The organism is Nocardia sienata NBRC 100364 (assembly GCF_001613205.1).
Lineage (GTDB): Bacteria > Actinomycetota > Actinomycetes > Mycobacteriales > Mycobacteriaceae > Nocardia > Nocardia sienata.
This window is the reverse complement of sequence record NZ_BDBX01000063.1, coordinates 1-19317: the sequence shown is the minus strand read 5'-3', so window position 1 is coordinate 19317 and position 19317 is coordinate 1. Positions and strand designations below refer to the sequence as shown.

At 68.2% G+C, this 19317-nt stretch carries 25 protein-coding genes; 10 read left to right on the top strand and 15 right to left on the bottom strand.

The genetic code is table 11. The features are described 5' to 3' along the window. Complete coding sequence (locus tag NS4_RS27995; RefSeq protein ID WP_063062485.1) at positions 1-390, bottom strand: hypothetical protein; 390 nt, start codon at positions 388-390, stop codon at positions 1-3. Positions 391-567: 177 nt separating this feature from the next. Between NS4_RS27995 and NS4_RS27990 the strand changes: the two genes are divergently transcribed. Together NS4_RS27990 and NS4_RS27985 are read left to right on the top strand one after the other, a co-directional pair. Then, complete coding sequence (locus NS4_RS27990; RefSeq protein WP_063062484.1) at positions 568-1137, top strand: TetR/AcrR family transcriptional regulator; 570 nt, start codon at positions 568-570, stop codon at positions 1135-1137. A gap of 101 nt (positions 1138-1238) precedes the next feature. Continuing rightward, on the top strand, positions 1239-1634 hold the full coding sequence (locus tag NS4_RS27985; RefSeq protein WP_063062483.1) for a VOC family protein: 396 nt from the start codon (positions 1239-1241) through the stop codon (positions 1632-1634). A gap of 183 nt (positions 1635-1817) precedes the next feature. On the opposite strand, the gene NS4_RS27980 is transcribed toward NS4_RS27985, so the two are convergent. Next, positions 1818-2510, bottom strand: a complete 693-nt coding sequence (locus NS4_RS27980) for an NAD(P)H oxidoreductase (RefSeq protein ID WP_245665797.1) — start codon at positions 2508-2510, stop codon at positions 1818-1820. Between the two features lie 133 nt (positions 2511-2643). Here NS4_RS27980 and NS4_RS27975 point away from each other — a divergent pair, with 133 nt between their 5' ends. Beyond that, a complete protein-coding gene (locus tag NS4_RS27975; protein WP_063062481.1) occupies positions 2644-3576 on the top strand; it encodes an AraC family transcriptional regulator in 933 nt (310 codons plus the stop codon). A gap of 129 nt (positions 3577-3705) precedes the next feature. On the opposite strand, the gene ahpD is transcribed toward NS4_RS27975, so the two are convergent. Both ahpD and NS4_RS27965 read right to left on the bottom strand, forming a co-directional pair. Next, the gene (gene ahpD / locus NS4_RS27970; RefSeq protein ID WP_063062480.1) at positions 3706-4245 is read right to left on the bottom strand and encodes an alkylhydroperoxidase, AhpD family; all 540 of its coding nucleotides are present in this window, start codon (positions 4243-4245) and stop codon (positions 3706-3708) included. A gap of 17 nt (positions 4246-4262) precedes the next feature. After that, on the bottom strand, positions 4263-4850 hold the full coding sequence (locus tag NS4_RS27965) for a peroxiredoxin (protein ID WP_063062479.1): 588 nt from the start codon (positions 4848-4850) through the stop codon (positions 4263-4265). 131 nt (positions 4851-4981) lie between these two features. Between NS4_RS27965 and NS4_RS27960 the strand changes: the two genes are divergently transcribed. Then, entirely contained in the window at positions 4982-5890 is a 909-nt protein-coding gene (locus NS4_RS27960) for a hydrogen peroxide-inducible genes activator (RefSeq protein ID WP_063062478.1), read from the top strand. Between the two features lie 174 nt (positions 5891-6064). On the opposite strand, the gene NS4_RS27955 is transcribed toward NS4_RS27960, so the two are convergent. Continuing rightward, positions 6065-7507, bottom strand: coding sequence for an MFS transporter (locus NS4_RS27955; protein ID WP_063062477.1), 1443 nt, complete (start codon positions 7505-7507; stop codon positions 6065-6067). Between the two features lie 100 nt (positions 7508-7607). Here NS4_RS27955 and NS4_RS27950 point away from each other — a divergent pair, with 100 nt between their 5' ends. Further along, positions 7608-7997: a MarR family winged helix-turn-helix transcriptional regulator gene (locus tag NS4_RS27950; RefSeq protein WP_063062476.1), complete on the top strand. Its 390-nt coding sequence runs from the start codon at positions 7608-7610 to the stop codon at positions 7995-7997. Between the two features lie 39 nt (positions 7998-8036). On the opposite strand, the gene NS4_RS27945 is transcribed toward NS4_RS27950, so the two are convergent. Further along, the gene (locus NS4_RS27945; RefSeq protein WP_063062475.1) at positions 8037-8927 is read right to left on the bottom strand and encodes a LysR family transcriptional regulator; all 891 of its coding nucleotides are present in this window, start codon (positions 8925-8927) and stop codon (positions 8037-8039) included. A 79-nt stretch (positions 8928-9006) separates the two neighbouring features. Between NS4_RS27945 and NS4_RS27940 the strand changes: the two genes are divergently transcribed. The 4 genes from NS4_RS27940 to NS4_RS27925 are packed head-to-tail and all read left to right on the top strand — an operon-like array spanning position 9007 to position 12042. Further along, positions 9007-9963: an EamA family transporter gene (locus tag NS4_RS27940; protein WP_369690230.1), complete on the top strand. Its 957-nt coding sequence runs from the start codon at positions 9007-9009 to the stop codon at positions 9961-9963. Continuing rightward, positions 9960-10592, top strand: coding sequence for an NAD(P)-dependent oxidoreductase (locus tag NS4_RS27935; protein WP_063062474.1), 633 nt, complete (start codon positions 9960-9962; stop codon positions 10590-10592). Before NS4_RS27940 ends, NS4_RS27935 begins: the two co-directional genes overlap by 4 nt. Positions 10593-10605: 13 nt before the next feature. Continuing rightward, on the top strand, positions 10606-11529 hold the full coding sequence (locus NS4_RS27930) for an SMP-30/gluconolactonase/LRE family protein (protein ID WP_063062473.1): 924 nt from the start codon (positions 10606-10608) through the stop codon (positions 11527-11529). Positions 11530-11577: 48 nt separating this feature from the next. After that, positions 11578-12042, top strand: a complete 465-nt coding sequence (locus NS4_RS27925; RefSeq protein WP_157106293.1) for a hypothetical protein — start codon at positions 11578-11580, stop codon at positions 12040-12042. Here NS4_RS27925 and NS4_RS27920 read toward each other — a convergent pair. After that, the gene (locus tag NS4_RS27920; RefSeq protein WP_174552153.1) at positions 12030-12713 is read right to left on the bottom strand and encodes a TetR/AcrR family transcriptional regulator; all 684 of its coding nucleotides are present in this window, start codon (positions 12711-12713) and stop codon (positions 12030-12032) included. The two genes, NS4_RS27925 and NS4_RS27920, sit on opposite strands and share 13 nt — an antisense overlap. A gap of 122 nt (positions 12714-12835) precedes the next feature. Between NS4_RS27920 and NS4_RS27915 the strand changes: the two genes are divergently transcribed. Then, entirely contained in the window at positions 12836-13564 is a 729-nt protein-coding gene (locus tag NS4_RS27915; protein WP_063062471.1) for a nuclear transport factor 2 family protein, read from the top strand. A gap of 8 nt (positions 13565-13572) precedes the next feature. Here NS4_RS27915 and NS4_RS27910 read toward each other — a convergent pair whose 3' ends face one another. The 8 genes from NS4_RS27910 to sucB form a co-directional block, all read right to left on the bottom strand. Further along, positions 13573-13860 carry a putative quinol monooxygenase gene (locus tag NS4_RS27910; RefSeq protein ID WP_063062470.1) on the bottom strand — a complete coding sequence of 96 codons (288 nt, stop codon included), beginning with the start codon at positions 13858-13860 and terminating at the stop codon, positions 13573-13575. A gap of 96 nt (positions 13861-13956) precedes the next feature. Then, a complete protein-coding gene (locus NS4_RS27905) occupies positions 13957-14373 on the bottom strand; it encodes a PIN domain-containing protein (protein ID WP_063062469.1) in 417 nt (138 codons plus the stop codon). Continuing rightward, positions 14370-14621, bottom strand: coding sequence for a FitA-like ribbon-helix-helix domain-containing protein (locus NS4_RS27900; protein ID WP_063062468.1), 252 nt, complete (start codon positions 14619-14621; stop codon positions 14370-14372). The genes NS4_RS27905 and NS4_RS27900 overlap by 4 nt, the downstream gene beginning before the upstream one ends. 363 nt (positions 14622-14984) lie before the next feature. Next, on the bottom strand, positions 14985-16007 hold the full coding sequence (lipA, locus tag NS4_RS27895; protein ID WP_063062467.1) for a lipoyl synthase: 1023 nt from the start codon (positions 16005-16007) through the stop codon (positions 14985-14987). Between the two features lie 71 nt (positions 16008-16078). After that, entirely contained in the window at positions 16079-16858 is a 780-nt protein-coding gene (gene lipB / locus NS4_RS27890; protein WP_063062466.1) for a lipoyl(octanoyl) transferase LipB, read from the bottom strand. Further along, complete coding sequence (locus NS4_RS27885) at positions 16855-17379, bottom strand: GNAT family N-acetyltransferase (protein WP_063062465.1); 525 nt, start codon at positions 17377-17379, stop codon at positions 16855-16857. The genes lipB and NS4_RS27885 overlap by 4 nt, the downstream gene beginning before the upstream one ends. Further along, on the bottom strand, positions 17376-18266 hold the full coding sequence (locus NS4_RS27880) for a TIGR01777 family oxidoreductase (protein WP_063062464.1): 891 nt from the start codon (positions 18264-18266) through the stop codon (positions 17376-17378). Before NS4_RS27880 ends, NS4_RS27885 begins: the two co-directional genes overlap by 4 nt. A 12-nt stretch (positions 18267-18278) precedes the next feature. Then, on the bottom strand, positions 18279-19317 hold a 1039-nt coding region (gene sucB, locus NS4_RS27875), incomplete at its 5' end, for a 2-oxoglutarate dehydrogenase, E2 component, dihydrolipoamide succinyltransferase (protein WP_084487798.1).

The following is a 19317-nucleotide window of genomic DNA, read 5'->3' as shown; positions in this document are numbered from 1 at the left end:
TCAGAACGAGAGGATGGAGTACCCGTTGTCGACGAGGGTGCGCACGCTGGCCACGCCGGAGGTGCCGGGCAGGGGGTTGTCCTTGATCAGCTCGAGGCCGGAGGCCTGGGCGCCCTCCTTGCCGCCGAACAGATCACTGCATCCGCATGAGATCCCGGCGACGGTGTGCCGCACTGCCTGATAGACGTCGTAGGCGGGATGGTCGGGTGCGTTGAGAAGTTCGGGCCACCGGGTGCCCGCTCCCTGGAATTGCAGCCGGACCTCGTCGCCGGCCTGGTCGAAGTCGTAGGCGGCGGCGAGGGCGTTGAACACCCGGCCGAGTGCTTCGTCGCCGCCGTGGGGGTCGCTCATCACGAGAACGGCGGTCTTGGTCGTGGTGGGTCGACTCATTGTCTTCTCCTTCGGGGGTGACCGGACCTGTGGTCACGGCAGTTCGGGCATGACCTCGAGGGCCGGGTGAGTGCCCCGCTCCAGGCCGAAGTCGTGCCGATCGATCCGGGAGAACGCTCGTTCTCACCGGTAGCAGTAGTATAGGAGAACGTAGGTTCTCAATGCAAGGAGGTCGCGGTGCCGGATGGACCCGAAGCGCTACAGGTGGTCGTCGCGGCCGATCGGCTGTTCAACGACCGAGGTGTGCAAGCGGTGGGGATGGACGATATCCGCGATGCCGCGAACGTGTCGCTGAAGCGGCTCTACCGGCTCTTTCCCTCCAAAGGCGATCTGGTGTGCGCGGTCCTGGAGCAGCGTGACCGTGACGTGCGCGGCGCGATCGCCGAATATGTGGACACGCGGGCGCACACGCCGCGGGAGCGGATCCTCGCCGTGTTCGACTACTTGCTGGAGTGGTTCGCCCAACCCGATTTCCGGGGGTGCCTGTTCATCAACACCGTCGGGGAATTGGGCGGCACCTCCGATGACGTCGCTCGGATCGCGCGGCGCCACAAACTCGCCGTGCGCTCCTATCTGGCCGAGCTCGTCGCCGAAGGCTCATATCCCGGCGGTGTGGCCGATCAGCTGGTGATTCTCGCCAATGGCGCCATGGTCACTGCCGCCATCCATGAGGATCCCCAGGCGGCACGCCACGCGCGTGCCGCTGCCGAGATCCTGCTGTCCGCCGCCGGACGCGGCTCCGGGTAGCAGCGTTCTCGCCGCCGGCATCTGCCGGGCCGGCGCCACCCGCGTGGCGTAGGAGACAAATCTCCAAGTCGGTACGCGGCATTCCCGCACATACTTCGACCATGAGCATCGAACAGATCACCCCGAAACTGATTGTCGAAGGCGCCGACACGGCCATCCGTTACTACGGTGACGTATTCGGCGCCGTGGTCCGGCAACGCCACGAAGCGAACGGCCGGGTGGTCTTCGCCGCGCTCGGGCTCGCGTGTGGAGCGGTATTCGAGCTGAAAGACGCCGACCAGTTCGATCAGGACCCGTTGCGGCTCGGCGGTCGCGGACTACTTCTCACCGTGCGGACGCCCGAGCCCGACCGTCTCGCCGAGCGGATGGTGGCCGCCGGCGGCGAGATCGTATTCGAGGTAGCCGATCAGACCTACGGCGCACGTCAGGGGCGGGTGCGGGATCCATTCGGTCACGAGTGGATCGTCGGCACCGAGATCCCGGCAGACGCGGGGTGAGCGCCGGGGCGTACCGGCGTGCCGGGCCCGCCTGTCGCCCGAAGCCGGAGATTTCCGCGTCCCGGGGCTGTACGGTGCCCCGGGGCCGGTATCCGACTCCGGCCACCCCGGTCGCCGGCCCGCAGTGCGCGACCCCGGGCATGCACCGCTCGGCCCGCCCGGTGTCGGTTCGCCCGGCGTCGGTCAGGCCGGTACCCGGTCGCCGGCGAGGAAATCGTCGACGAGGTGCCGGGCCCGGTCTTCCAGTGCCGCGTAGTGGGCATCGCGAACCGTGCCGGTGAGTGCCTCGTCCAGCAGCAGGTTGCCGTCGGCGTCCACCCGCTGCCTTTTCTCCTCCGCGCCGGGCAGCAGCCCCACCGACGACTCGGCCAGACCACAGTAGTACGCGATACCGTCGTTGAGTTGCATGCTCAGTGACTGCTGCATGATGTCGACGACCCCGTCGTCGTCCGCCGCGCCGGCCAGGCCGAGCCACAGCATCCGTTTGCCCGCGAGCCGGGGTTTGCTGCGGCCGTAGGCGAATCCGTAGTTCCACACGCGGTCGATCCAGCCTTTCAGAATCGCCGGAACCTGTACCCAGTACACCGGGAAGACCGCGACGACGATATCGGCGGCGAGGACGCGCCGCATATGGCTTTCGACCTCGGGGGAATAGGTCTTCTCGCGGTTGCCCCACTCCGGGAGGTCGGCGGCGGTCATCCGGGGGTCGAATCCCTCGGCGTGTAGGTCCAGCAGGTCGATGTGGTAGCCCGCCGCGGTGAGCCGCTGGGTGGCCAGGCCGGCGATATGGGCGGTCAGCGAATCGGGGCGGGGGTGGGCGACGACGACCAGCGCGGTGCGGGTGGTCGCGGTGTCCTCGTTGGGGTTGAGCGGCACGGGATCCTCCATTGCGGGCCCGGGGTTTCCGGACGGTCGGTTGTGCTGTCGGATTCCATTCCACCCGCTATCGGCGTGGACGTTCTATGGGTAAAGCTCTACATTCGATAGGAGTTCGTCTACCCTCGGTGGTGTGGATCCCTTGAGTAAACTGCTGGGCGGTATCCGCGCCGAAGGCGCCGTGCTCACCCACGCGCTCCTCGAGGCGCCCTGGACCATCCGCTTCGCCGACCGCGCGCCGCTGACCATGGTGACCGTGCTGCGTGGTGGCGGCACTCTGCTGCTGTCCGGCGGTGCCGAGCGCCAAATCACGGCCGGCGACACCGCGGTCGTGCGCGGTCCGGAGCCGTTCCTGCTGGCCGACCGTGCCGAATCGGTGGGCCTGCCGCACGAGGAGTACGAGATCGCCTGTTTCACACCGGATGCCTCATGCGACGCCGCGCTCGACGACGGCCGCTGGGGTAACGATCCGGGTGGGGAAACCGCCCTGCTCGTCGGCGCGTACCGGGCATCGGGCCGGCGGCACGAACGGCTGTTGGGTGCGATACCACCGGTTCTGGTGGTTTCCGACGATGTGGAGACATGCGCCTGGATGGAATCGGTCGCCGCGAATGCTGTCGCGCGGCCGGCGGGCGCCCAGGCGATGATGGACCGGCTGCTCGACTGGGCGCTGGTGTGCACGCTGCGTGACTGGTTCGAGGGAGCGGCCGCCGAAGCGCCGGGATGGTATCGCGGATCGGCCGATCCGGTGGTCGGGCCGGCGCTGGAGGCAATGCACGGGCAGCCCGCCGCGGGCTGGACCGTGGCATCGCTCGCGGCCGAGGCCGGTGTCTCCCGGGCGCTGTTCGCCCGGCGTTTCACCGAGGTGATGGGGCAGTCGCCGCTGGCGTACCTCACCGAATGCCGGATGGACGACGCCGAGGAACTGCTGTCCGACCGCAGCCTGACCGTCGCCCAGGTGGCGAAAGCGGTGGGTTACGCGGACGCTTTCGGTTTCAGTGCCGCGTTCAAACGGCATCGAGGGATACGGCCCAGCGATTTCCGCGCCGCCGGTGTCGGGGCCTGACGGCGATCCATCGAGCGAAGTGCCGGGCGGGGCGCCGGACGCACCGCGACACGAACCCCGCGATACGCAGAACGGGGCGGCGAGGAAACACCTCGCCGCCCCGTTGCCGGTTGCGCGGTCGAACCGGGCTCAGACCGCAGCCGTTGCCAGCGCTTCGGCGGCCTGCACGGCCTGGCCGACTCCGGCCACGATCGCCGCGGCGCGCAACGCCTCGAAGATCACCTCACGCGATACACCCTCTTCGCGCAAGGTGTGCTCGTGCGCCTCCAAGCAGTGTTGGCACCCGTTGATCGAGGACACCGCGAACGACCACAGCTCGAAATCGGCCTTCTCGACGCCGGGGGAACCGATGATCTGCATCCGCAGGCCGGCCCGCAGATCGTCGTACTTACCATCGAGAAACGCCTTGCCCCGGTAGAACACATTGTTCATACCCATGATCGAGGCGGCGCCCAGCGCGGCGTTGTAGGCCTCGGCGGACAGCACATCGGCTGCCTCCTCGGCGATTTCCCGCAGAGTCGCCGTGGAACGGGTCGCGGCGGCCGCGGCCAGCAGGGTGCCCCACAGCTGCTGCTCGTTGAGCACCGTCGTCCGCGAGATGGACGAGAGGTTTAGCTTGAGGTCCTTGGCGTACTCGGGGAGCGAGCTCTTCAGATTGTCGATACTCACCGGTTCTCCTTCCGCTCTCAGACGCTCGCGGCCAGCAGCTCGCGCGCGTCGATGGTCGGGTCGCCCTTCTTCCAGTTGCAGGCGCACAGCTCGTCGGACTGCAGCGCGTCCAGCACGCGCAGCACCTCGTCGACATTGCGGCCCACCGAGCCGGCGGTCACCGATACGAACTGGATCTCGTTGTTCGGATCGACGATGAAGGTGGCGCGGTCGGCGACGCCGTCGGCATTGAGAACGCCGGTGGCGGTGGCCAGTTCGCGCTTGAGGTCCGACAGGATCGGGAAGGGCAGGGTCTTCAGGTCCTCGTGCTGGGCCCGCCACTGGAAGTGCACGAACTCGTTGTCCACGGACGCGCCGAGGACCTGGGCGTCACGGTCGGCGAACTCCTCGTTCAGCTTGCCGAACGCGGCGATCTCGGTCGGGCACACGAAGGTGAAATCCTTCGGCCAGAAGAACACGATCCGCCACTTGCCCGGGTGATCGGCGCTGGTGATCCGGGTGAAATAGTCATCCGGCTGCTGAGCGTCGACCTTGGACAAGTCACCACCGATCACCGCGGTGAGATCGTAGGCGGGGAACTGGTCGCCGATGGTCAGCAGGGACATGCCCGAAACTCCTTCTTGTGTAGGTGGTACCGGCCTGCTCGATTTCCAGCCGGTAAGGCGAAAGCTCGTAACTAATCTTGCCGAAAGACCGGCAAAAGGCAAAAGTGATAGGTGGCACTAGACTGATAGGTGTGTCCGATCAGTCTTATCAACCCACCCTGTCACAGCTGCGTGCCTTCGTAGCGGTCGCCGAATACCGGCACTTCGGCACGGCCGCGGCGCGGCTAGCGGTGAGCCAGCCCACGTTGTCGCAGGCATTGGCCGCACTGGAAAGCGGGCTCGGATTACAGCTCATCGAGCGCAGTACCCGGCGCGTCCTGGTGACCGCGGCGGGCGCCCGGCTGCTCCCCGCCGCCACGGCCACACTCGAAGCCGCGGACCGTTTCCTGGCCTCGGCGACCGGTGACGTCCTCGCCGGTGTGCTGCGCGTCGGGATCATCCCCACCGCGGCCCCCTACATCCTCCCGGCCCTGCTGCCCACTCTGCATCGCAAACTCCCCGCGCTGACCCCGCAGGTGATCGAGGACAAAACGGCCCGCCTGGTCGACGAATTGCGTGCCGGCGTGCTCGATGTCGCGGTGCTCGCTCTTCCCGCCGAGGCCGCGGGACTTGTCGAGATACCGCTCTATACCGAGGAATTCGTCCTGGTGGTTCCCGCCGGGCACGCGCTGGCGGGTCGAACCGATATCGAACCCGCGGCGCTGGGCATGCTACCGATGCTGCTCCTCGACGAGGGGCACTGCCTGCGGGATCAGACCCTCGAGCTGTGCCGTTCCACGGACGTCCATCCGGGCGGGGCCGGGGACACCCGTGCGGCTTCGCTGTCCACGGTGGTCCAGTGTGTGGCCGGAGGGCTCGGGATCACTCTCATCCCGGAAATGGCGGTCGCGGCCGAGACCGGCCGCGGCGCACTCGATATCGCACGTTTCGCGAATCCGGCGCCCGGGCGCACCCTCGGGCTGGTTTTCCGTGCGTCCAGCGGCCGGGCCGACGACTACGCCTACCTGGCCGAGATCATCCGCACCCAGCGGCCCTTCTGATTCGATCCGGCAGGCGGCCAGGACGTGTGCCGGCTCTGGACGTGCCTGCCCACGTTCTGTTCGGACCGGCCTTCGACGACGGTCAACCGTCGTAGTGTGTCCGAGGGGGGCACTACGTCCCGGCGCCGAGAACGGGGCGCCGAACCGGCGACCCCGTTCTCGATCCGGAAGCCGTTACGCGAGTTCGGCGACCGGCTGTTTGCGCGCCGCCAGCGCCGTGGCCGAGGCCAGCAGGCCGACCACCGCGACCGCGGTGACCAGGTAGAGCCCCGGGCGGTAACCGTCGATGCCGCCCGTGGCCGCACCGCTGATCAGACCTGTGGCGATGGCGAGAACCACCGCGCCGCCGATCTGGAACGAGGTCTGCACCAGGCCGGAGGCCAGGCCCTGTTCGTGGTCGGCGATACCTTCGGTGGCCTGCGACATGACCGCGGAGAAGCCGAGCGCGAAACCGAGGCCCAGCAGCAGGAACGCGGGCAGGTAGTCGACCGCGTAGGCGGGATCGGGGCTGCCGCCGCGGGTGAGGAACCACAGGTAGCCGCCGACGAACGAGGTGAGCGCGGCCAGAATCATCGGGCCGGTGCCGAAGCGGTCGATGAGCTTACCGGCCATCGGGGACAGGATGGCGACGATGATGCCGGTGGGCGCCATCGCGAGTGCCATCTGCAACGGCTCCCACTGCAGGGTGTTCTGCAGGTACAGCGAGACGATGGTCTGGAAGCTGAGGTAGGAGCCGAAGATGGCCAGCGCGGCGAGGTTGGCCCGCACGATCGACTTCACCCGGAAGATGCTCAGTCGCACCAGCGGGTGGCTCACCCGCTTCTCCGTGACGAAGAACGCGCTGAGCAGTCCGACCGCCAGGATGGTGGTCGCGATCACGGTGGCGGTGAAACCGGTTTCGGGTGCGGTGACGATGGTGTAGACCGCCGCGAGCATACCGCCGGTCAGTAGAGCCGCTCCGGTGAAATCGATACGGCCCTCCTCTTTTTCGATGGTGCGTGGCACCACGATGTAGGCGGCGACGATGACCGCGGCGACGACGACCACGGGCATGTAGAAGGTGAGCCGCCAGTCGATACCGGTGAGCAGGCCGGAGACGATCAGGCCGGAGGCGTATCCGGTGGCGCCGAAGATGGTGAAGATCGACAGTGCCCGGTTGCGGTCCGGGCCCTCTTTGAATGTCGTGGTGATGATCGAGAGGGCGGCCGGGGCGGTGAAGGCGGCGGCCACGCCCTTGACGATCCGGGTGGCGATCAGCAGCCAGCCGGCGTCGACGAGTCCGCCGACGAGCGAGGCGATCCCGAAGACCACCAGGGCGGTCAGGAAGACCTGGCGGCGGCCGAGCAGGTCGGCGGCGCGTCCGCCGAGGAGCAGCAGGCCGCCGTAGCCGAGGATGTAGCCGTTGACGATCCACTGCAGGGCGGAGGTGTCGAGGCCGAGGTCGTGGCCGATGGAGGGGAGTGCCACGCCGACCATGGAGACGTCGAGCGCGTCGAGGAACATCGCCAGTCCGGCGACGAACAGGATCGCCCACAGCTTCGGTCCCCAGCGGTCGGCGGCCGGGTCGGTAGCCGTTGCGGCGGTGAGGTTCTGCGGGGTTGGTGCGGTGAGGGTCACCCGAGAGAACTTAAATGCACGAGCATGGAATGTCAACGCATGTAATGCTGTGGCATGTAATGCGTAGGCATAAAATGACTTGACATGCTAATCTCGGATCATGTACCACGACTCCGACAACGATGTCTGCGCGAAGTGGTCCGAAACCCTGCGTCGCTACCACGTCACCTCGTGCGAACTCGAGAACGCGCTGCAGGCGCGGCATCGGCTCGGGCTCAGCGAATTCGAGTTGCTGCAGATCCTGGGCGGGCGCTGTGGAGTTGGGCCGGCGGAGAAGGTCAAGATGAAGGACATCGAGGCCGAGATGTACCTGAGTCAGAGCGCGCTCTCGCGAACGGTGACCCGGCTGGAGAAGGCCGGGCTGGTGGAGCGGGCGGCGTGTGATTTCGATCGCCGCGCGAACTTCCTGGCACTCACCGCCGAGGGTCGCGCACGGCTGGAGGACGCTCGCCCGACCCATCGAGAAGTTCTGCGCAAGCACCTGGTCTGACGGTTCGGCCCGGCCGCGTCGGAAGTTGCCGGGGAGCCCTCACCGACTCTCGTCCGATGGGGCGGGAATGTCGAGAACGGTGAGGAACGCCGCGGCCGCGGGCGTGCGGGAGAAGCTGTTCCAGACGATGTACTCCACCCGGGCGGGAGCGTCGGAGACGTCCACGGTGACCACGCCGGTGAGCTGCGGTACATAGGCGGAAGGCAGCATGGCCACGCCCAGGTCCTGTTCGACGAGGCGGGCGATGTAATCGGCGGAGGACACTTCGAAGGCGACCTCGCGATCGATGCCGGCGGCGGCGAAGGCCTGATCGGATTGCGCGCGGCCGGCGGTCCCGGCGGGCAGGTCGACGAATGTTTCGGCGGACAAGCGCAGCAGGTCGACCGAGGCTTCGCGGGCGAGCGGATGTTCGGGGGCGACCACGGCGACGAGACGATCACGGGTGAGTTCATGGGCGGTGACACCGCGTGGGCGGGCGGTGGTCGGAAGTCCGAGAAAGGCGATATCGAGGGCGCCGTCGCGGACCTGATCGGTGAGTTCATCGCTCGCGCCCACCCGGAGACTGATGCGGACATGCGGGTAACGCCCGCGGAAATCGCGCAGTGCGGCGGGGAGATCGACCGCGGTGACCGAGGGGATCAGGCCGACGGCGAGCCGGCCGCGCACCTCGCCCACCGCGGCGGCGGCCGCGGCGGCGGCGCGTTCGGCGGCGTCCAGGCATTGGCGGGCGGCCGGTAGGAACGCGACGCCTGCGGGGGTCAGCCGGACCCGCCGGCTGGTGCGTTCGAACAGTTTCGCACCGAGTTCGCGTTCCAGGCGGGCGATCTGGTGGCTGAGTGCGGATTGGACGACCAGGCAACGCTGGGCCGCCCGGGTGAAGTTGTTCGTTTCGGCGACGGCCAGTACATAGCGCAGCTGTTGCAGCTCCATGGATCAATCTTGTACCGAGATCGATGAAGTGACAAACATGTGTTGGACTCATCAATAGTCGCCGCGTGAGACTTCGGGGGTGAAAAGTCCAGCTGTACAAGAGGTCCCCGTGGGGCCCGAGGGCTCCCGCCGTGGTGATCTGCCCTGGGCCGCGCTCACCGCGTTCGCGCCGGTCGTCTGGGGGACGACCTATATCGTCACGACCGAACTGCTTCCCCCGGGGCACCCGCTGTTCGCGGGTCTGCTGCGCGCGCTACCGGCCGGACTGATCGCGCTCGCCCTCACCCGGACCCTGCCGCGCGGCGCGTGGTGGGGCCGGGCCGCGGTACTCGGGGTGCTCAATATCGGCCTGCTGTTCCCACTGCTGTTCCTCGCGGCCGAACGGCTGCCCGGCGGGGTCGCCGCCACGCTGGCGGCCGCGCAACCGCTGGTCGTCGCGGTGCTGGCGGTGGCCGTGCTGCACGAGAGCCCTTCTGCGTGGCGGATGGCCTGGGGCGCGGTCGGCTTGGCGGGTGTCGGTCTGGTGGTGCTCGGGCCGGCCGCGGCCTTCGACCCCATCGGCATCGCCGCCGGGCTCGGCGCCGCGGCGTCGATGGGGCTGGGCCTGACGCTCACCAAGCGCTGGGGCCGGCCCGCCGGGGTGGGCCCGACCGCCTTCGCCGGCTGGCAGCTCACGGCGGGCGGGCTGTTCCTGGCGCCGCTCACGGTCCTGGTCGAAGGGCCGCCGCCGGCGATCGGCCTGCCCGCTGCCCTCGGATATCTCTGGCTCGGGCTGTTCGGCGGGCTCATCGCCTATGTGCTGTGGTTCCGCGGTGTCACCACGCTGCCGGTGAACTCCGTCGCGATCCTCGCCCTGCTCTCGCCACTGGTCGCTGCCGTTCTCGGTGCAGTCCTGCTCGGTCAGACGCTCGGCCCGATCCAGCTGGTGGGATTCGGGCTCTCGCTGGCGGCGATCGTCGCGGGCCAGCTTCCCGCGCCGGCCCGGCGGCGGCGCGGCACCTTTTCCGCCCTCACCACGAAGGAGTTATCGCAATGAAGATCACTGTTGTCGGCGCGGCCGGGATGGTCGGTTCCCGGGTCGTCACCGAAGCTGCTTACCGCGGACACGACCCGGTGGCCGTCTTCCGGAACAGGCGGCCGGCCGTACTGCCGCCCGGGGTCGTCGCCGTACAGGGCGACGCGAACGACCGCTCCCGGATGAGCGAGTTCGCGGCCGGCGCGGATGCTCTCGTGGTCGCCACCCGGCCGGTCCCCGGACAGGAGCACACGGTGGCCGCGGGTACCGAGGCGCTGCTGGACGTGGCGGCCGCGCACGGAACTCGCGTCCTCGTCGTAGGCGGTGCCGCACCCCTGCGCAATCCTGCGGATCCCGGACGGCTCGTCCTCGACAGCCCCGAGTACGTGCCCGAGCCGATCCGGGCGATCGCGGGCGCCGGCGTCGCTCAACTGCAGACCTGCCGTGCCCATTCGGCCGATTGGATCTATCTGAGTCCGCCCGCCGTGCTCGAGCCGGCCTCGCGCACGGGACAATACCGGCGCGGGACCACCACGCTCCTGGTCGATGCTGCCGGAAACTCCCGGATCTCGGCCGAGGATCTCGCCGTCGCGATCGTCGACGAGCTCGAGACACCCAGCCGGGTACGGCATTTCACGGTCGGCTACTGAACCGGAGATCGGGATGCGGCGTGTTCTCGATATCGTGATCGCCCTGGTGATACTCGCGACGGCACTCATCGCGCCGGGCTGCGCACCACCGCGATCCTTTCCCGCCACGATCGAACTACCGGCGGGGTTCGCGCCGGAAGGTATCGCGATCGGATCGGCGCCGGTCGCCTACCTCGGATCACGCCTCGACGGCACCATCTACCGGGTCGATCTGCGGACCGGCCGTGGCGCGGTGTTGAGTCCGGGACCGGGCACACCGGCGCTCGGGCTCGCGCTCGATCCGCACGGTCGGCTGTTCGTCGCCGGTGGTACCGGGGGAGACGCTCGTGTCATCGATACCGGGACCGGTGAAGTATTGGCGCGCTACCGTTTCGGATCGGCGGACCCGTTCGTCAACGATGTGGTGCTCACCTCCGCAGGCGCGTGGTTCACCGATTCGCATACGCCGGTGCTGTATCACCTACCCCTCGGGCCCTCGGGTGCGTTGCCACGGCCCGGCGAGGCGGTTCACCTACCGCTCACCGGTGATATCGAGTTCTCGGCGCATGCGATCAACGCCAACGGGATCGTCGGTACTCCGGACGGCGCCGGGCTGATCGTGGTGCAGTCGGCGACCGGGCGGCTCTACCGGGTCGACCCGGCGACGGGGGCGACCGAATCGGTCTACCTCGGTGCCGCGTCGGTCCCCTACGGCGATGGACTGCTGTGGCACGACGGCAGGTTACTGGTCGTACAGAACCGGCTCGGCACGATCGCCGAGGTGGGGTTCGACCATACGGGCATTCGCGGCACGATCGAGCGCCACCTGGGCGACCCGCGCTTCGACGTTCCGACGACGGTTGCGGCTTTCGGGGAGCGTCTCTACCTCCCCAATGCCCGGTTCACTACGCCTGCGACCCCGGAGACCGCCTACGACGTCGTCGCCATCGTCCCGTGATCGGTATCGGCCCGCCGCGACGGGGTGCCGATGGTGAAGGATGGGGCCATGTCGCCGGGTGTGGTTTCGACGTTGCTGACGAGTCTGATGCCCTTGCTGGGCGCCGCGCTCGGCGCCTCGGCAACGCTTCTGGTACAACGGAGTTCGGCGCGGCAGTCGAAGCTCGAATTACTCGCCGAGAGCCGCCTCGCCCACCGAGACGAGTTGAAGTCCGCGATTCTCGGCTATCTGGAGACGGCGCAGCGGCTGCAATCGGAGCTCGATGTGCGCGAGCGGGGCGGTGCGCCGGAGGATCTGAAGCGGCTGATCGAAAGCGTCTGGCTGGCCGAGAAGCGGGTCGAGATCATCTGCTCGGACGCGCTGCGCGCCAGGATCGTCGCCCATGCCGAGGGATTGCACGCCGCCGTCCGTGACCCCGCGACGCATCCGGACTGGTGGGCGCATTGCGAGTCGCTGCAGGCCGGGCTGCTGGCACAGGCGAAAGTGGAACTCGTGCGCGATCACGAATGGTGAACGGTCGTGTCGGCCCCGTCCGGTTTGCCGGGGCAACTGGATGAAGGTGGCGGCCAGAGCCTGATGTCGGCGAGGGCCAGCACTACCGCCGTCGCGTGGTCGACCAGGCGGTCGCGTTCCACCGGGAGACGTCCGTCGATCCAGTCCAGATAGAGGGCCACCAGAGCGCCGCCGAGCGCGGTACCGGCGACCGCGAGAGCTTCCTCGCTATCCGGTATCAGCGCACCGGCCGCGGTGCCGAGGGCCGGCACCATGGTGCGCAGGAACGCCGGTAGCCGACCGGCGCTGTGGCGGCGCAATGTGTCATCGGTGAGAGGTTCGCGCAACAGGATCCGGGCCCGGCGTGGGTCCTCCTCGAAGAAGGCGGCGCAGATCTGGAGCGCCGTGCGGATGGTGGTGCGCAGATCGCCGCCGTAACCGGCCGCGCGCAACCTGGTGAGTAGTTCGGCTTCGAGCCGGTCGTAGACGGCGGCGATCAGAGCGGACCGGTCCTCGAAGCTCTCGTAGAAGTAGCGCGGACTCAGATTCGCCGCCCTGGTCACCGCCCGCATGGTGACCGCGGCCGAGCCACCGGTGCCGAGCAGTTCGACACCGACGTCCACGAGTTGCTCGCGCCGCTCCGCGGACCTGGCGTCCAGGGTCCGGCCACGCCACAGTTTGGGTGCGTTCACCGACTCATCCTCGCATCGGCTCCGACAATCCATTGACATCACCTGATTCAACATGAATCATACGATTCAAGTTGTAGGTCGATTGCGCCGTCCCGGGTCGCACTTGCCGAAAGGCTCATGCCGTGTTCAGTGACGAACAGTTCCAGCAAGCTCTGCGCCGTCCCCGCCTCGCCCGGCCGGCCCCCGAATACCTGGACGCGAACCGCGCGGTGCCCATCCGGGTGATCCCGGAACCGGAACTGCAGGCCACCACCGAGGAGTGGTTCGTCGAATTCGACCGGAAGCTGGAGCTCTACAGCAAACTCGGCCAGGACCTGTCCTGGCTCATGGACTGGGCGAAGAAGTACTGGTGGAGTTTCCTGGTGCGGGATATGAGCATCAACCACGAGCTGTACGCGCCCGATGTCCGCTACACCGATGTCACCACATTCGGCCGGACCATCGTCGGAATCGACGAATTCGTGAAATACAATTTCGCCTTCTTCGACGCCATCCCGGATTGGCGCTACGACCCGCTGCCCGGCCAGGTCTACCTCGATATCACTCCCGAGGGCCGGGTGCGGGTGGTCATCCGCTACATAGGCAGCGGCCACTGGGACGGACCCCTGCGTCTCTATCCCTACGACAGCAGCGCCCCGGTGCTCTACGGCAACGGCCGCTTCATCCAATGTCCCGCCGTCGACCGCTATCACTTCAACGCCGAAGGACTGATGGAGGAGGGTGAAACCCTCTACGACGCCTTCGATGTCACCCAGCGCGGTGGAATCCTGCCGCGCGATGACAGCTGGCAGTTCAAGGCGCTCATGTCGGCCTCGAAGATCCCGGCTCTTCTGCAGCGCATCAAGTTCTAGCCGGACGATCAGGTCAGCGGACGGATTTCGGCGATCTCGTACTCGGCCACCGAAGCACCGCGGATCGACGCATTCTGCGCGTCGCCGGTCCCCGGGCCGCGGAACGCCTCCACCGATTCCCGGTCCGTCCAGCGCTCGAAGATATTGATGCGCCCGGGATCGGTGAGGTCGGCGCTCAATGCGAAATCCAGGCAGCCGGGTGCCGAACGGGCCCGGTCGACCACCTCGAGGCAACCGTCGAGGTAGGCGGCGCGGGCAGGCGGATCGACGATGAGATATCCGGCGACGATGAGCATGTCGAGTCTCCCTGGGAATTCCGGTGGTGTCACCGTTCAGGACGGGTGGGCACTGCGGGACTCATCGCTGATCCGCCGTCCTATTTCTCGTGGCGACTACACCCACGGATCGATTACACGCACTCCCGCGGCCCGGAAGGGGGCGGTATCCCGGGTGGCCACGGACATGTTCGCGGACTCTGCCGTAGCCGCGATCAAGCCGTCGGCTGTGGCGATCGCCCTTCCGGCGGCACGGGCCGCGGCCATGACCTCGGCGTAGGCGGCGGAGGCGGCCAGATCGAAGGCGAGCACACGGCCCGTGAACAATGGCAACACACGAGTCTCGACTCTAATTTTCAGGAGGTCTCTGCGGCGTCCCGCGGGCATAGCGGCGATCCCGAAACGCAGCTCGGCCACGGTGACGGCCGACAGATACAGCGTGTGGAGGGGCTGCGCGTCGATCCACTCGACCACTCCGGCCTCGGGCGCTTTGCGTAACGGTTCGGCGATGACGTTCGTGTCGAGGATGATCACCCGAACTCCAGCGGGTCGGCAGGTCGGCGGTCTCGGACGGTGAGGGCGTCGATCTCGTCGTCGGCGAGCTCGATTTCCCTGCCGATATCGTTCAGCAGAGTGCCGAGTCCGACCTCCGGCCTGGGCGAGACGGTTTCGATGAGGATCGCCCGGACCTCGGCTTCGGTGCTGCGCCCGTGCTGGGCTGCCCGGACGCGAAGCGCCTCACGCACGTCATCGGGAAGATCTCGGACCGTTAGTCTCGCCATATGTGCTCACCTGCCTTCGTTGCCGTCAAAGGCGCCATTGACTTCAATGCCTTCATTGTAGTGTAGGTAGCGGTCTCGAGCTCACGACCGAGTGTCGAGTGGGGTGGTCGCGATGAACGGCATGGACGAAGACGGTCATCATGACCCTCTGGTATGTGGGAACGTTTGCGGCGCAGGCACTCGGCCTGTCGGTGCCTCGTCGGTTCGGGCGCAAGCCGCCGGTTCCATGGATGATCACGGTCCGATTCGACGGGAGGGGCCGGATTCTGCACGTTCTGTGCCGTGGGCAGCAGCTTCGGAGGGCTCTGCGGAGTGGTACTCCGGTCCGTCGGGGGTACCGGCGACGGACCGGAGCGAAAAACCTCAGATCCGGGACCCGAACCGTTCCAGAACAGCGCTGGCCTCCTGGGTGGCGGTGCCCTCGGCGGCGAGATGCGCCATGACTTCGGGGATGGGGCGGCCGTGGTGGGCCATGGCCTGGGCGTACAACCGGCCCGCCCGATAGGAGGAGCGGACCAGTGGTCCGGCCATCACCCCGGCGAAACCGATCTCCTCGGCCACCTTCGAATGTTCCACGAACTCCTCGGGTTTCACCCAGCGGTCCACCGGGTGGTGGCGCGGCGAGGGGCGCAGGTACTGGGTGATGGTGAGGATGTCGCAGCCCGCCTCGTGCAGGTCGCGCATGGCCTGGGTGACCTCGTCGGGGGTTTCGCCCATACCGAGGATCAGATTGGACTTGGTGACCAGGCCGTCGGCGCGGGCCGCGGTGAGTACCTCGAGCGACCGTTCGTAGCGGAAGGCGGGGCGGATCCGCTTGAACACCCGGGGCACGGTCTCGAGGTTGTGCGCCAGTACCTCGGGGCGGGAGGAGAAGACCTCCGCGAGCTGATCCGGTTTCGCGTTGAAATCGGGAATGAGCAGTTCGACGCCGGTGGCCGGGTTGAGTTTCTTGATGGCGCGTACGGTTTCGGCGTACAGCCAGGCGCCGCCGTCCTCCAGATCGTCGCGGGCGACGCCGGTGATGGTGGAGTAGCGCAGTCCCATGGCCTGCACGCTCTCGGCGACCCGGCGGGGTTCGTCACGGTCGAGCGGCGAAGGTTTGCCGGTGTCGATCTGGCAGAAATCGCAACGCCGGGTGCACTGTTCGCCGCCGATGAGGAAGGTGGCCTCGCGGTCCTCCCAGCATTCGAAGATATTGGGGCAGCCCGCTTCCTCGCAGACCGTATGCAGACCCTCTCGTTTCACCAGGCCCTTGAGCTCGGTGTACTCCGGGCCCATGGTGGCGCGGGTGCGGATCCAGCCGGGTTTGCGTTCGATCGGGGTCTCGGCGTTGCGGGCCTCGATGCGCAGCAGTTTGCGGCCGGCGGGAGCTTGGGCGGAGGTCATGCGGCGTCCATCGGGCATGAGCGAGGGCCCTCCGTGGTTACGCTGCGCTGCCGCCTCCGGGCCTGACTCGCTCATGCTGTGGCACCTTTCGGATCGCGTGCCGCGGTGGCGGCGGCGTGGTCCGCGACGGCCGGGGTGGCGGCCCGCGGGATATCGTGCTCGGTAACCGGGATCTCGCCGTCGAGCGCGGCCGGAACAGCTTCGGCGATACGCGGCGTGACCTCTGCGACGGTGACCTCGCGGCCGAGTTCCTGGCTCAGGCTGGTCGAACCGGCATCGCGGATTCCGCAGGCGATGATGGCGCCGAACGCGCCGAGATCGGCATTGCAGTTCAGCGAGATGCCGTGCAGGGTGACTCCGCGCTGCACTCGGATCCCGATCGAGGCGATCTTGCGCTCGGGCAGCAACCCGGACGCGGGCAGCCAGACGCCGGAGCGTCCGGGGACCCGTCCGCATTCGACGCCGAGATCGGTGACGGTCCGGATGAGGGCCTGTTCGAGGCGCCGGACGTAGTCGACCACATCTATCGGTTCGGCGAGGCGGATGATGGGGTAGCCGACCAGCTGTCCCGGGCCGTGCCAGGTGATCTTGCCGCCCCGGTCCACATCGATCACCGGGCTGCCGTCGGTGGGCCGATCGGCCTCCTCGGTACGGCGGCCCGCGGTGTAGACGGAGGGGTGTTCGAGCAGGAGCAAGGTGTCGGTGCCGGCGCCGTCGGCCCGGCGGGCGGCGAGTTCACGCTGCAGATCCCACGCCTGCTGATAGTCGATGAGACCCAGTTCACGCACGTCGACGGGGGTGCTGTCGTAGCGAGCCGACCGGGTTGCGGTGCGGGTGTTGTTCACCTTCATGACGTTACGCTCATCTCCAGGGTGAGCTGCATCAGCGTCAGATCCATCCAGCGGCCGAACTTGCGGCCCACCTCCGGAAGTACGCCCACCGTGCGGAAACCGAATCGCTGGTGCAGGGCGATCGAACCGGTGTTGCTCGATTCGATGGCCGCGACCATGGCGTGGATATCACCGGCCTTCTCGGCGCGGCCGATCAGCTCGGCCAGCAGGGTGGCGCCGATCCCGCGTCGCTGGAATCGGTCGGCGATATAGACCGAATTCTCCACGGTGTGGCGGTAGCCGGATTTGGGCCGCCACGGCCCGTAACTGGCGTAACCGGCGAGTTCACCGCCGACTTCGGCGACCAGGACGGGACGGCCGTGCTCGGTACGGTTGCGGAACCAGGCGACGCGCTCGTCGAGTGCCACGGGTTCGTCGTCCCAGATGGCCGTGGTCTCGGCGATGGCGCGATTGTGGATCTCCAGGATCGCGGGGAGATCCTCGGTGCGCGCTTCCCGGACCGAGGTGACGCCGGCGGTCATCGGCCCACCGCGGCGGCCAGTGCCGCGCCGACGGTGGCGTGACGGAATTCGTACCCGGTTTCCTCGAGCACTCGCGGCAGGGCCCGCGGACTGTGCAGGATGGCTTCCTCCGCGAACTCGCCGATCACCACGCGCAGCGCGAAACCCGGGACGAACAACGGTGTCGGCCGGTTCAGGGCATTGCCGAGCGCGCGGGTGAAAGCGGCATTGGTAACCGGCGCGGGGCCCACGGCATTGAGCGGACCCCGTACCGATTCGCTGGTGAGCGCATGTCGGATCGCGCCGATCTCGTCGTCGAGGGAGATCCACGGCTGATACTGGCGTCCGCTGCCCAGCCGGCCGCCCAGGCCCAGCAGGAACAGCGTCCGCAGTTGCGGCAGCATGCCACCGGAGCCGGTGAGCACCACCCCGCTGCGCAGTAGCACCGTGCGGGTCCCGGCCTCGGTGGCGGCGTGGGTCGCGGCCTCCCAGTCGTGACACAGCGTGGGCAGGAAACCGGTTCCCGGAGGGCCGCTCTCGTCCACCGCTCGCGCACCGGTGTCACCGTAGTAGTGGACGCCGCTGGCGTTGACCAGCGTCGGGACCCCGGCCCGGGCCACCGCCGTCGCGAGGACATCGGTCGGGGTGACCCGGCTGTCGCGGAGCAATTGTTTGTACGCGCCGGTCCAGCGTTTGTCACCGATACCGGCCCCGCACAGGTTCACCACCGCGTCGACGCCGTCGAGGATCCGCGGGTCGAGTTCCCCCTGTGCGGGATCCCAGCGACGTTCGTCGGGCGCGGCGGCCGGCCGCCGGACCAGCCGGATCACCTGCTCCCCGTCGCGGCGCAACGCCGCGACGAGCGCGGTGCCGATCAGTCCGGACGAACCGGCCACCACAACCGACATCGTCGTCGCCCCTTACAGGCCGAGATCGGCCTCGAACGCCGCCTCTTCCAGGCGGTGCCGGATGGTCGTGAGGAACCGGCCGGCATCCGCACCGTCGATGAGGCGGTGATCGTAGGTCAGCGGCAGATAGCACATCGAACGGACGCCGATGAACTCGCTACCGGACTCGTCGGTGACCACGGTCGGGCGCTTCACGATGGCACCCGTGCCCAGCATCGCCGCCTGCGGCGGGACCAGGATCGGGGTGTCGAACAGGGCGCCCTGGCTGCCGATATTGGTGATGGTGAAGGTGCCACCGGCCAGCTCGTCGGGCTTCAGGCCGCCGGTGCGGGCCCGGTTGGCGATATCGGCGATGGCACGGGCCAGACCCGCCAGCGACAGATCGCTGGCGTTGTGGATCACCGGGGACAGCAGACCCTGCTCGGTGTCGACCGCGATGCCCAGGTGCACCGACGCGTGGTAGGTGATCTCCTTGCTGTTCGCGTCGTAGCTGGCATTGACGTTCGGGTGCACCCCGAGCGCCTCCACCACGGCCTTGGCGAAGAACGGCAGGAAGGTCAGGTTCACGCCCTCGCGCTTGGCGAAATCGGCCTTGGCCTGCTTGCGCAATGCGGCGATCTTGGTGACATCGGCCTCGTGCACCTGGGTGAGCTGCGCGGTGGTCTGCAGCGACTCCAGGGTCTTGGTCGCGGTGATCTGCCGGATCCGGTTGGCCTTCTGGGTGGTTCCACGCAGTGCCGCCAGCGCGGGGCTGGGGGTGGCGGCCGCCTTGGCCGGTGCCGCGGCGGTGGGGGCGGCGGCCGTCGGTGCCGCGGCGGCCGGAGCCTTCTTGGCCTCGGCGGCGGCGAGCACGTCCTGCTTGCGGATCCGGCCGCCGACACCCGAGCCGGTGACCGACGCCAGGTCGACGCCGTTCTCCTCGGCCAGCTTGCGCACCAACGGAGTGACATACGGAGTAGCGCCGTTACCGGAGGCAGCCTGCGCGGCGGGGGCCGGAGCGGCAGCCGCAGGCGCGGGCGCCGGAGCGGGGGCGGGCGCCGGAGCGGGGGCA